This is a genomic window from Agrobacterium sp. rho-13.3, from assembly GCF_033957765.2.
Lineage (GTDB): Bacteria > Pseudomonadota > Alphaproteobacteria > Rhizobiales > Rhizobiaceae > Agrobacterium.
In genome coordinates, this window is the sequence record NZ_CP192774.1 from 2,161,465 (window position 1) to 2,173,874 (window position 12,410).

A 12,410-nucleotide genomic window follows, 5' to 3' on the forward strand; every position below is an offset into this window, starting at 1 on the left:
CACCGCCCGCAACCCTGTTGCGGGCGGTGTCTTTTTTTAAATGCCCTCCCCTTCAAAATCCGTCCGCGCCGACGCAAGATCATTTCCGCACGCTTTTCATGCCCGACATGCACCCGACACCGACCCGCCACTGGCCCGACAGTCGGCTTCGTGTCGTGGTGGCCGGGGGAAGTAGCGGGCAAATGTTCGGTATCGAACTTGGAGAGACGGCAATGCGAATACAGAAACTCAGACTTCAACGCGGCTGGTCGCAGGAGCAACTGGCGACGATCAGCGGGTTAAGCACCCGCACGATCCAGCGGATTGAGCGCGGACAGGCGCCAAGTCTTGAGACCCTGCAAACGTTGGCCGCCATCTTCGAGATCGATGTGTCGCAGCTCACCGAACAGGAGGATAAAGAGATGCCCATCACCGCAACCAACATCACCGAGGCCGAAGAAGCCGTTGCCTTTGCCCGCGTGCGCCGCATCAGGGCGTTTTATCTTCACGTCGTCAAATACGTCGCCATCATCGCGCTTCTCATCGTCATCAACATTGTCACCAGTCCGCATTATTTCTGGGCAATCTGGCCCGCTCTCGGCTGGGGCATCGGCCTCATCGGCCACGGGTTGAGCACTTTCGAAATGGTGCCCTTCCTCAATGCAGATTGGGAAAAACGGCAGGTCGAGCATTACCTCAAGCGGAAACTTTAGTTCAAAGGTTTCGGAGAGCGGGCTAGTCGGCCTTTGCTCTCCGCCCATTTCTTACAAACACTCACCTGCCGCTCAGCCATTGCAACGCATTGACCTTCGCGTAAAAGTAAACCTCAGTCTTTCGGGAGGGATTGATGAAGCAATTCGATGTGATTGTTGTCGGTGCGGGGCTTGCAGGGCTGGTGGCAGCAACGGAGGCAGCAGAGCGCGGCCTTAAAGTTTGCATTGTCGACCAAGAGGGTCGCCAAAACCTCGGGGGACAGGCGTTCTGGTCGCTGGGCGGGTTATTTTTCGTGGACAGTCCCGAGCAGCGCTTCATGCGGGTGCGCGACAGCCTTGATCTCGCCCGGCAGGACTGGTTCGGCTCCGCCGCATTCGACCGACCGGAAGATCATTGGCCGGGCATGTGGGCGGAGGCCTATCTCAATTTTGCCGCGGGTGAAAAGCGGGCTTGGCTGCATGGGCTTGGTATGCGGTGGTTTCCTGTCGTCGGCTGGGCAGAACGGGGCGGATCGCACGCCCATGGTCATGGCAACTCCGTGCCGCGCTTTCATGTGACCTGGGGAACCGGCCCCGGCGTGCTAGCGCCCTTCGTCAAAAAAGCCAAAGCCCTGGAAGACAGCGGCCAGATCATTTTCAAATTCCGGCATCAGGTGGACGCACTGGACAGTGCGAACGGCACTGTCATCGGCGTTTCCGGCACGGTGCTGGGTGATGATCCGGTTCAGCGCGGCGAAAAGAGCAGCCGTGATGTGATCGGAGATTTCCGTTTCGAGGCCTCGGCTGTGATCGTCACCTCCGGCGGCATTGGTGGCAATCACGATCTGGTGCGCCAGAACTGGCCGGTGGATCGTCTCGGTCAACCACCCGCAGACATGGTCTGCGGTGTTCCCGCCCATGTGGATGGGCGCATGATTGGCATTACCGAGGCGGCGGGTGGCACGGTCATCAACCGCGACCGCATGTGGCACTATACCGAAGGCGTGAAAAACCACGATCCGATCTGGCCCAACCACGGCATCCGCATCCTGCCCGGCCCATCCTCCTTCTGGTGCGATGCGAATGGCAATCGCCTCGCCGCACCGGCCATGCCGGGTTTCGATACACTCGGCACGCTGAAAATACTGCGGGAGCGGGGTAGCGATTACAGCTGGTTCATTCTCACCAAGGCGATCATCAAAAAGGAGTTCGCGCTGTCCGGTTCAGAGCAGAACCCGGACCTGACGGGCAAGAATATTCCGTTGCTGTTGAAACGTCTCGGCAAGGAGCCGCCCGGTCCGGTCAAGGCCTTCATGGAGCGCGGCGAGGATTTTGCCGTGCGCGATACGCTGGAAGAACTGGTGCAGGCGATGAACACCATCAGCGGTGAAGGTCGACTAGACCCCGCGCATATCCGCAAGCAGATCGAGGCAAGAGACCGCGAAATCGATAATCGCTTTAGTAAAGATGCGCAGATCACAGCCATTCGTGGAGCACGCAATTATCTTGGCGATAAATTGATGCGCACCGCCAAACCGCATCGGCTGCTGGACCCCGCAGCCGGTCCGCTGATTGCCGTGCGCCTGCACATCCTCACCCGCAAGACGCTGGGTGGGCTGCACACGGACCTCAACAGCCGCGTGCTGGATGGCGCGGGGCACCCGGTGCCCGGTCTTTATGCGGCGGGCGAAGTTGCGGGTTTCGGCGGCGGCGGAATGCACGGCTATAATGCGCTGGAAGGCACATTCCTTGGTGGATGCCTGTTTTCCGGTCGTGTGGCGGGCCGCAACGTGGGCGGTTGAAGTGTGATGCGTTTAGATTTTGTGTAGAGCTGGTTCTGTTGACTCCGTCACCCCGGACCTGATCCGGGGTCCAGCGCGATCAAGTCATTGATCGCAGAAGACTCTTCTGCGCCGCAGACGTGGCGCTGCTGGATACCGGCTCAAGGCCGGTATGACGGAACGGCTGGTTTTCTCCAGACGCTAAACCGTCTTCACCAGTGGCAAGACGTCTTCACGACCTGTCTCAAACTGAAGCCGGGCGAGTTTTGCGTAAAGCCCGCCCTGACGGATGAGGCTTTGATGGGTGCCTTCTTCGATGATGCGTCCTTCGTCCATCACCAGAATGCGGTCTGCCTTCAGCACAGTGGCAAGCCTGTGGGCGATGACGATGGTGGTGCGTTTGGCGATCAGTTGGTCCAGCGCCTTCTGCACCAGTGTTTCGCTCTCGGCATCCAGTGCCGAGGTTGCCTCGTCCAGCAGCAGAATGGGCGCATTTCGAAGGATAGCACGGGCAATCGCGATACGCTGGCGCTGGCCGCCGGAGAGGGTCACACCGCGTTCGCCGGCAATCGTGTCGTAACCGTCCGAAAGCTTGGTGATAAAGCCATCGGCCTGCGCGGCAACGGCAGCAGCACGCACCTCTTCGCGGGTCGCATCCGGTTTGCCGAAGGCGATGTTGTCATGGATCGACGTCGCGAAGATCGCCACATCCTGCGGCACGATGGCCAGTCGTGAGCGAAGCTCTTCCAGCGTCACGGAGCGGATATCGGTTCCATCAACGGTGATACGGCCTGCCTGCGGATCGTAGAAACGCATGAGCAGCGAGAAGACCGTGCTTTTGCCCGCACCCGATGGGCCGACGATGGCAACTGTTTCACCAGCAGAAACCGTGAAAGACAGGTCGCCGATGATCGGCTTGTCTGCACCCTGCGGATAATGGAACGCAACATTCTCGAAGCTGGCTTCGCCACGCGCAGGTACCGGCAAAGTGGCGGGATGCGCAGGATTTTCAACCGGAGATTTTTCGTGCAGCAGCTCTGCCAGACGCTCCGCCGCGCCACCCGCCTGCGAAAGCTCGCCCCAGACTTCGGACAGCTGACCAAGTGCGCTGGCAGCAATCACCGAATAGAGAACGAACTGGCTGAGTGTTCCGGCTGAAATCGTGCCGACCAGCACGCCGTGCGCGCCATACCACAGGATAGCAACAACGCTACCGAAGACGAAGCTGATGGCCACAGCGGTGAGGATGGCGCGGGCACTGATGGCAGCGCGCGCCCCTTGATAGGCTTTTTCGACAGCAGCATTGTAACGGCTGTTGGCCAACGGCTCTGTATTAAAAGACTGGATGGTGCGGCTTGCGGAAATCGTTTCCGCCGCAAAGGCGGCAGAGGCTGCCAGCGTATCCTGCGTGGTTCTGGAGCGGGACCGCACCGAACGTCCGAAAGCAATGAGCGGGAAAACGATGAACGGTATGGCCAGCAGCGCAAGACCTGCAAGGCTTGGGCTGGTGTAGACCATCATCACTACGCCACCGAGACAGAGCAGGATGTTGCGCAGAGCCACAGAAGCAGAAGAGCCGAAAGCGGACCTGATCTGCACGGTATCGGCAGTGAGCCGTGATGTCAGTTCGCCCGAATGATTTGCATCGAAGAAAGCTTGGGACAAAGACGTCAGATGCGCAAAAACATCGCGACGCAAATCAGCCACCACACGCTCGCCTATCGTCATGACGAAATAATAGCGCATGGCGCTGGCGAGTGCGAGAACCACGGCGATGGCCAGCAGCATGGCAAAATAATTGTTGATCATTGCGCCGTCTGCGCCCGTAAAACCGTGATCGATAATGCGGCGAACGGCCAGTGGCAAAGCCAGCGTGGTTGCGGAAGACAGGATAAGCGCAAACAACGCAGCAGTGACCAGACCGCGATATCGCTTGAGATAGGGAAACAGGCTCGCCAGCGGTTTTGGAGTTCTGCGCGTTGCCGATTTCTGTTCCTGGATATCCGCCACGTCTCTGCTCCTGCATGTGCCTGCGTTGGAATGGCTTTCACCAGCCTGCGGCGAAGTTCAAATCTGTCTTGTCAACTATGGCGCCAAGCATCTTGAGGCACTTGTTATCTCGGCGACCTTCATGTATAGGCTCCGCATCGAATTGGGAAGCCATGACCGTTAAGGTCTAAAGCTTCATTATTGAATTGGCTCAGTTGACGCAATTGCGGCAAATGGTCCGCATGTCACCAAAGCAGGAAGATTGTCATGAAGGCTGATATCCATCCCGACTATCACGTGATCAAAGTGGTCATGACCGATGGCACAGAATACCAAACACGTTCCACATGGGGTTCCGAGGGTCAGGTCATGAACCTTGAAATCGACCCAACGTCTCACCCGGCATGGACCGGCGGAAACCAGCAGATGCTGGACCGTGGCGGCCGTGTTTCCAAGTTCAACAAGCGTTTTGGCGGCCTCGGCCTCTAATACTTTTGAATTTACTGAATGCAAAAACCCTGGAGCGATCCAGGGTTTTTTGTTGTTTGGATGCGAGTGTGTTGCCGCCTTCCGTCATCCCGGACCTGATCCGGGATCCAGTGCGATCAAGTCCTTGATCGCAAAAGGCTCCTTCGCGCCATAGACGCGATGCTGCTGGATTCCGGCTCAAGGCCGCAATGACAGGGGACAAGAGTTTGCTAAATGAAAAGCCGTATTCGCAATAAAAAAAGCAGGCCGAAGCCTGCTTTTCAAAATCATGATGCCGCTGAAACTCAGTTACCCGAGAATGCCGTGCGCAGCAGGTTAAGCTGGGCCTGAACGCTGTTCTCATTGTCTGGAACCTTGGTGGCTTCAGCCGGGCGATAAATTTCGCGATCGAGAAGAGCGACGCGGTTCTGGAGGCGCAGCGAGCGCTCAACCAGATCGCGGAAAGACTCAGGCAGGTCATTCCAGCCTGGAGCGTTTCGGTCGACGTTGAAGTTGTCGAGACGTACCTTGTTCTTTTCGTTGATGACCTGATCGCGGCTCATCTCGCCATTGTTGACGGCGCGCTGGAGCAGCAGCCAAGAGGCCATCTGCATGAGGCGTGTGGTGAGGCGCATGGATTCTGCTGCGTAAAGCACAGATGCCATGCGGGGCAAAACCTTGGAGGCGGCGCGACCGGAACCGTCGAGATAAGTTGCCGTCTCTTCCACCAAAGTCATACCCTCAGAATAGAGAGTCTTAAATTGGTTCGATGCTGCGGCGTGGCCAGCAAAGCTTATGGTATTCAAAACTTGTTCTGACATTTTTTCACATCCTGCTGACGCATCATACTAACTGGCAACGGAAAAGCGGCTTAATAGTTCCGGCCTCTTTGTATTTTCAGGATGATATCAATAGCGCAATTGCGCAAGCTGATTATTAAAGAAAGGTTAATACCCACAGGTTTGGCAGGTTTGTTACCAGACAAAAAAAGAGCCGCAAAAGCGGCTCTCAAGGTAAAACAGGGAGAAAAATCAGACCAATTCGCCGATTGGAGAAACTGCCTGAGGCCCAGAAGAACTGGACATGTATAGTAATCACTCAGAAAGGTTAATTTACCATTAATGGTAAACGAGACGCTGACCCACGCCGTAACCTTAACGAGACGTTTCTTCGATACTCAAGAGCGGAAAAGACTTTCCGCCGCTTTTCTGCCAATCGACTTCTTCTCGCGCTCAACCTCCAGCCGCTGTATCTCCACCTGCAAAATATTGATGTGCGCGGTCAATTCATCGACAGACATAAGGCTGAGATCGCTGCCGACAATGTGAGTCGCCATGCTCTTTTTCGGTAGATCATCGTCGAAAAGGCTCATATTCCCGCTCCTTTTTCCAAATCCGCTTCGTCTTCCGGATATTGGGGCGCTCTTGGATCAAGCGATACACTTTCAGGCGTCACCAGCGGTGCCGTCGTCATGGTGGAGAAGTTGTCTTTCTCCTCCGTGGAAAGCGTGGCGCGCTGTCTCGACCGGAATATAGCATAGGCGGTGATGAGAAGATGCGATACCGCTGTCACCACAAAGAGTGCGTAGGGGCCGAAATATGTCATGATCGGACCACCAAGAGTGGGGCCGATGATGGTGCCGATGCCGTAAAGCAAGAGAAGTCCGCCTGACACTTTGACGAAATCTTCCGACGAAGCGTAGTCATTCGCATGTGCCACAGCGATGGGGTAGAGCGCATTGGCGGCTGCGCCATAAACGGCGATCATGCCAATTAGGAAATAGACGTGGCTGGGCTGGATGAGCGTGACAGCCAGACCAGCAAGCGCAGCCAGTCCAGAAAGTCCCGCCAGCACAAAACGGCGATCTATGCGGTCCGATAGCTTTCCGGCGGGAAACTGCGCCAGCGCGCCGACAAAAATCGTGACGCTGACCATGATGGCAATCGTTGTCGGATCAAGCCCTGCCCGCGCGCCAAAAACAGCGCCCAAGGTTCCATAAGCGCCATTGGCGATGCCAATCAGCAATATCCCGACGAAAGACACGGGTGAATTGCGATAAAGCCCTCGCAAATCCAGCTTCACCTTTTTCAGCGGCTTGGGACTTTCGGCCTTGGACAACATGGCCGGCATGATGGCGACACAATAAACGATGGCGCAGACCATAAAGAGCGTGGTGTTGCTGACATTGCCCAAGGGAACAACCATCTGGCCAGCAACGACGCCAAACAGTGTGATGGCGATGTAAAGCGAAAAGATCGCACCACGGCTTTCATTGGTGGCGCGCTCGTTCAGCCAGCTTTCGATAATCATCGATGTTCCGGCGGTGCAGAAGCCCGTCAGGGCGCGCAGTGCAACCCAGGACACATCATCGATGAAAAGACCGGTGAGAAGCACAGTCAGGCAAATGAGCGCCACAAAACTGCCGAAAGCACGAATATGGCCCGCTCGCCGCACAATTGCCGGTGCAACAAAACAACCAATCACAAAGCCCGCAGCCCATGATGTACCCAGGAAACCCAGCACTTCGTTGGAGTAACCCTCTGCCGAACCACGCACGGGAAGCAGAAGACCTTGCAAGCCATTGCCCAGAAACAGAAACAAGGTGCTGGATAAAAGAGCGAATACGGGTAGAAGGTTTCTGCTCATAAAGCCACTCTCTTGCTGGGGCGATGGATTGTGTAAAACTGGTGGGGCTGTGCGCGAATAGTTTGCTGCCTTTGGTGAACACTAAAAATGTCCAGCCTGTGACATATCTTTAATAAAGCCAAAAGGTTTCGCGATGACGAAGGCAATCGGCCTTTTTTTACTTCTGGCGATGACCATTCAGATCATCCGCCCGCTGGGATGGCCGGGACTGCGAAAGCGTGGCGATTGCTGGAAAATCGCGGCTGCGGCCTTTGTGTTGTGGACACTCGTGTTGCTGTTGCGACCATGAGCTGCAAAGGCCTCTCAGGCCGCTATCGCTCCGTCAACTTCAACTCAATCCGGCGGTTTTGGGAGCGCGCTTCCGGAGTCTCACCGTCAGCCAATGGCTGATACTCGCCAAAACCTGCGGCAACCAAGCGATTGGCGGGAACACCCTGAGAGATAAGGTACTTGACGACTGACGTGGCGCGGGCAGACGAGAGTTCCCAGTTGTCGCGGAAACGGCCAGTGCCGGACAGCTGGACATTGTCGGTGTGACCATCCACACGCAGCACCCAGTTGATTTCGGCTGGAATTTCCTTGGCCAGATCGATCAGCGCGGTGGCAAGCTTGGCCATTTCAGCTTGTCCCGCCGGGTTCAGGTCGTTTCCGCCAGAGGGAAACAGAACCTCGGACTGGAACACGAAACGGTCTCCGACGATGCGGATATTTTCACGGTCAGACAGGATTTCCCGCAGGCGACCGAAGAAATCGGAGCGGTAACGGTTGAGTTCCTGCACGCGCTGCGCCAGCGCCACGTTAAGGCGTCGGCCGAGGTCGGCGATTTTGACCTGCGAAGACGAATCCTTGGCTTCCGAAGCCTGCAAGGCGGATTCCACAGAGGCGATCTGAGCGCGCAGCGCAGCAATCTGCTGGTTGAGAAGATCGATCTGCGCGGACGCCCGCGTGCCAGCCTGACGCGCATCTTCCAGTTCACCGGACAATTGCCCGGCCCGAACGGCGGCGGCTGAATTGTTGCCTGCGCCTGAGTCCAGCAAGGATTGCAGGCGGGAACGTTCGTTTTCGGATACGGCCAAGGTTGATTGAAGGTTGGCGAGCGTGTCTTCGATATCCTGCTTGCTGCCTTTTTCCAGCGCCAGCAATTCAGTCAGTTCCGAAATCTGCGTGTTCAGCCGTGTCAGAACTTCATCCTTGCCGGAAATTTCCCGCGAGAGGATGAATTGCGCCAGCACGAAAACCGTGAGCAGGAACATGATGGCCATGAGCAGCGTCGAGAGAGCATCGACGAAGCCGGGCCAATAATCCACGCCCCGGTCGCGGCGGCGGTTGCGCGCTAGCGCCATGGCTATTCGCTCCCGTTATCGTGGCGGGTGGAACGGGTGCCCGATTTCTGTTCGGCGTCGATGCGCGCAGAGAGCCGATCCAGTGTGCGGCGCAGCGCTCTGGCCTCCTCCTGCTGAGCTTCGATCCAGTCGCGCAGCATCTGCTGTTCGCCGCGCATGTTCTTGACCAGACCTTGAATGCCTTCCGCAAGGCTGGTCATGGCGGCCAGCGACCGTTCCGTGCTGACCGCACCATAACCGGCACTGGTTTTTGCCTCGCCCGTCACGTCCGTGCCAGTATCGGTCACGGACGATAGCCAGTTCTCAAGCTCCGTATAAAAACGGTTCTGGGCGCGACCGGCCTGAAGATCGAGAAAACCGAGGATGAGCGAGCCGGACAGGCCGAGGAGCGAGGACGAAAACGCCGTGCCCATGCCCGCCAGAGGCGCTGTGAGGCCTGACTTCAACGAGGACAGAATATCGTTGGTATCGCCAGCCTTTGGGTCCAGCCCCTGAATGACGTCGCTGATGGCACCAATCGTGCCAATCAAGCCCCAGAAGGTGCCGAGCAGGCCGAGGAAAACCAGAAGGCCGATCAGATAACGCGAGGTATCGCGTGATTCGTCCAGCCGCGTGGCGATGGAATCGAGGATGGAGCGCTGCGTGACGGTGGAGAGGCGCACTTCGCCACGCTTGCCGATGACGGAGTGCATGGGTGCGAGAAGCTTGGGCGTGCGGCCAGCCTTGTCGACATTGCCAGCAGCCTGAAAACCGTTGAACCAGCGCACTTCGGGTCGAAGGCTGAATATTTGCGAAAAGACCAGAATAATACCGATGACCAGAACACCAAGGATGAATCCGTTCAATCCGGGATTGGTCATAAAGGCCGACTGGGCCTGCCGGAAGAGAATGGCCGCGAGGAAGCCAACGATGATCAGGAAGATGATCATCGTCCACAAAAACGGCGTGGGGCTCGACAGCCTATGATGATATTGTTTCGTCACCGGTTTCTCGACGCCGACATCGAGCAATTCCGTATCCGCCATAACGTTCATTCCCTTTGGTACAGCCGCAACGTTCGCGCGAAAATCCCGATGGATTTCGGCAAGCGCGATCACAGGTCACACGGGAAGCTAGTTGAAAATTAAGACGAATTGAAGTGAAAAGCAGGTCACAGGGCAAGGGTTTTTATGTGTGGCCGGGAGAGCTGCGTTTTAAGGCGCTTTCGAGGGTCATGAGAGGCTCTGTGCTCCCCTCCCCACGTCATGCTCGGGCTTGTCCCGGGCATCTGCGACGTTGCGGTTGTTGCAACGGTGGTGGATCCTCGGGACAAGCCCGAGGATGACGTCAGAGCATCTGGCGACCCATTTCAGGAGCCATAGAGGCGAAGCTCAACGGCCCGGAATGGGACGGTTGACCACTTCGAGCAGTGCCTTCTGGATATATTCATTTCCGGCAACGACGCTGCCCTGATTGAGAATATCCTGTTGACCACCCATTTCGCTGACGAAACCACCGGCTTCGCGAATGAGGATAAGGCCAGCGGCAATATCCCACGGTGCAAGATCGGCTTCCCAGAAACCGTCGATGCGGCCTGCCGCAACATAGGCAAGGTCCAGAGACGCCGCGCCAAAGCGGCGGATGCCGGCGACTTCTCCCATGGTGTGGCGCAACTCGACAAGAAACTTGCCGTGGTTGCCACGACCCAGATGCGGCGCGCCGCAACTGACGACGCAATCGGACAGTACCTTGCGAGCGGCGACGCGAATACGGCGGTCGTTGAGGAACGCGCCGAAACCGCGTTCTGCGGTGTAAAGCTCATCCGTCGCAGGGTTGAAAATCACACCGGCGACGATTTCGCCGTTACGTTCCAGGGCGATGGAAACGGCAAACTGCGGAATGCCGTGCAGGAAGTTGGTGGTGCCATCCAGCGGATCGACGATCCAGCGGTGCGCGCCATCCGAACCCTTTTCCTCGCCACCTTCTTCACCAAGAAAGTCGTAGGTCGGGCGGGCCTTCATCAGCTCGTCGCGAACAATCTTTTCCGCCTTGATGTCTGCCTGCGAGACGAAATCGCTCGGTCCCTTCACGGAAACCTGAAGGTTCTGCACTTCGCCGAAGTCACGCGACAAAGATTTTCCCGCCTTGAGAGCGGCCTGAACCATGACATTGAGGAGGGCTGAGCGGGCCATGAAAATGTTCCTGAAAGGTGGCTGAACCTGCGGAAAAAAATTCCAGCGGGCATACAGATATGGTTTCTGATTGAAAGTTTGCGGTTCAAGACCACAAAACGCGCCGGAATTCAAGGCAAAAAGCCTTAGGCTCCCTGCGCGCTATGCAGGACGAAACCGATTGGCTGCCTCAATGGCTTTCTTCTGCTGTTCGTCTTCGATGCCGAGATAGAAATCTTCAAGGCCGGGGTCTTTCAATCCGGCACGGCGAGAGAGCACGTACCATTTGGCCGCTTCCACCGGGTCTGGCTTTGTGCCAAGCGCCTGAATGTAAAGATGGGCGACCTTGTTCTGGGCCACGACATTGCCCCGCTGTGCCGCGCCGTAAAGCCAGCGGAAGCCCTCTTCCAGATTGCGCTCACCGCCGATGCCGTTGACGAGCCAGATGCCGAGATCGACCTGCGCCGTATCGAAGCCTGCCTTGGCCGCGCGGGTCAGCCATTCGCGTGCTTTGGCTTTCTTTTCAGGCGGCGTATCCTTGAGGTTCCAGTAGATTTGCGAGACGGCATATTGCGCATCTGCGATGCCCTTGCCCGCTGATTTTTCATAAAAGGGCAAAGCAGCATGCAGGCCGTTCGGGCCGGGCGTCTGGGACACAAGGATTTGCGCCCAGTTGAACTCGGCCTCCGCATTGCCCGCTTCCGCCGCACGGCGCATATAATCATCCGCCAGCGCCTTGTCGTGCTTAGCGAGTTTGCCTTCCATCACGATCAGCGCGTATTTGAACATGGCAACGGGATCGCCGCCCTTGGCGGCCTGTTCATACCAGAAGGCAGCCGTCTTGTTATCGCGGGCAATGCCGAAGCCACGGGACATCATTTCCGCCACAAGCGTCTGGGCTGCGGCATCGCCGGTCTGTGCACGGGTCAAAGCCTTGTCCAGCGCCTGCACATATTCGCCGCGCTGGTAATGTCCAAAAGCATCGTCCACCTTGCCGGTGAATTTCTTTTCCGGCGGCAGCGGCGGCAATTCGGCGCCCATGCGCTGATAGACATTGACGCCGCCGGAAGGCTGCAAGTCTTTCTGCTCTTCTGAAACCACACGCCCCTTGCGGATCAGTTCGGCACCCGGATCGGACGGGCGAGACAGCACCTCCGGCCCGCCGGTATTGACGGGACCGAAATCGGTGTCCTCTTCTGGCATCGCTTCGTTGGCCGGACTTGGGGCATCGAGACCCGGCAGAAGTTGCGATGGGTTCGCGGCCTTATCCTGCGACTGCGCGTGATGCGGCATCACCGCAAAAAGCAGAGCAAAAGCCGAAACGGACACACGAAGCAGAAAAGAGCGAGCGATCATCGCTTG

Annotated in this window: 12 protein-coding genes; 4 read left to right on the forward strand and 8 right to left on the reverse strand. The window is 57.2% G+C overall.

The genetic code is table 11. From position 1 onward, the window contains the following. The first annotated feature begins 98 nt into the window (after window positions 1-98). A complete protein-coding gene (locus RMR16_RS10765) occupies window positions 99-692 on the forward strand; it encodes a helix-turn-helix domain-containing protein (RefSeq protein WP_320198232.1) in 594 nt (197 codons plus the stop codon). Window positions 693-826: 134 nt separating this feature from the next. Next, on the forward strand, window positions 827-2,473 hold the full coding sequence (locus tag RMR16_RS10770; protein WP_320198231.1) for an FAD-binding dehydrogenase: 1,647 nt from the start codon (window positions 827-829) through the stop codon (window positions 2,471-2,473). 180 nt (window positions 2,474-2,653) lie between these two features. Here the strand turns inward: RMR16_RS10770 and RMR16_RS10775 are convergent, their stop codons facing one another. Beyond that, window positions 2,654-4,462 carry an ABC transporter transmembrane domain-containing protein gene (locus RMR16_RS10775; RefSeq protein WP_320198230.1) on the reverse strand — a complete coding sequence of 603 codons (1,809 nt, stop codon included), beginning with the start codon at window positions 4,460-4,462 and terminating at the stop codon, window positions 2,654-2,656. A 246-nt stretch (window positions 4,463-4,708) separates the two neighbouring features. Between RMR16_RS10775 and rpmE the strand changes: the two genes are divergently transcribed. Beyond that, window positions 4,709-4,930 carry a 50S ribosomal protein L31 gene (gene rpmE, locus RMR16_RS10780; protein WP_320198229.1) on the forward strand — a complete coding sequence of 74 codons (222 nt, stop codon included), beginning with the start codon at window positions 4,709-4,711 and terminating at the stop codon, window positions 4,928-4,930. Between the two features lie 284 nt (window positions 4,931-5,214). Here rpmE and RMR16_RS10785 read toward each other — a convergent pair whose 3' ends face one another. From RMR16_RS10785 to RMR16_RS10795, 3 genes are all read right to left on the reverse strand, one after another. Continuing rightward, complete coding sequence (locus RMR16_RS10785; protein ID WP_320198228.1) at window positions 5,215-5,730, reverse strand: DUF1465 family protein; 516 nt, start codon at window positions 5,728-5,730, stop codon at window positions 5,215-5,217. 356 nt (window positions 5,731-6,086) lie between these two features. Next, window positions 6,087-6,281: a DUF1192 domain-containing protein gene (locus RMR16_RS10790; RefSeq protein ID WP_320198227.1), complete on the reverse strand. Its 195-nt coding sequence runs from the start codon at window positions 6,279-6,281 to the stop codon at window positions 6,087-6,089. Then, window positions 6,278-7,555: an MFS transporter gene (locus RMR16_RS10795; protein WP_320198226.1), complete on the reverse strand. Its 1,278-nt coding sequence runs from the start codon at window positions 7,553-7,555 to the stop codon at window positions 6,278-6,280. The genes RMR16_RS10790 and RMR16_RS10795 overlap by 4 nt, the downstream gene beginning before the upstream one ends. Window positions 7,556-7,688: 133 nt before the next feature. Between RMR16_RS10795 and RMR16_RS10800 the strand changes: the two genes are divergently transcribed. After that, window positions 7,689-7,844, forward strand: coding sequence for a hypothetical protein (locus RMR16_RS10800; RefSeq protein ID WP_320198225.1), 156 nt, complete (start codon window positions 7,689-7,691; stop codon window positions 7,842-7,844). 22 nt (window positions 7,845-7,866) lie between these two features. On the opposite strand, the gene RMR16_RS10805 is transcribed toward RMR16_RS10800, so the two are convergent. The 4 genes from RMR16_RS10805 to RMR16_RS10820 all read right to left on the reverse strand — a co-directional run bounded on the left by RMR16_RS10805 (window position 7,867) and on the right by RMR16_RS10820 (window position 12,404). Further along, window positions 7,867-8,898: a peptidoglycan -binding protein gene (locus tag RMR16_RS10805; RefSeq protein WP_320198224.1), complete on the reverse strand. Its 1,032-nt coding sequence runs from the start codon at window positions 8,896-8,898 to the stop codon at window positions 7,867-7,869. 2 nt (window positions 8,899-8,900) lie between these two features. Beyond that, on the reverse strand, window positions 8,901-9,923 hold the full coding sequence (locus RMR16_RS10810) for a flagellar motor protein MotA (RefSeq protein ID WP_320198223.1): 1,023 nt from the start codon (window positions 9,921-9,923) through the stop codon (window positions 8,901-8,903). A gap of 345 nt (window positions 9,924-10,268) precedes the next feature. Then, the gene (locus RMR16_RS10815; RefSeq protein ID WP_320198222.1) at window positions 10,269-11,069 is read right to left on the reverse strand and encodes an inositol monophosphatase family protein; all 801 of its coding nucleotides are present in this window, start codon (window positions 11,067-11,069) and stop codon (window positions 10,269-10,271) included. Between the two features lie 141 nt (window positions 11,070-11,210). Continuing rightward, on the reverse strand, window positions 11,211-12,404 hold the full coding sequence (locus RMR16_RS10820) for a tetratricopeptide repeat protein (RefSeq protein WP_320198221.1): 1,194 nt from the start codon (window positions 12,402-12,404) through the stop codon (window positions 11,211-11,213). Window positions 12,405-12,410 lie beyond the last annotated feature (6 nt).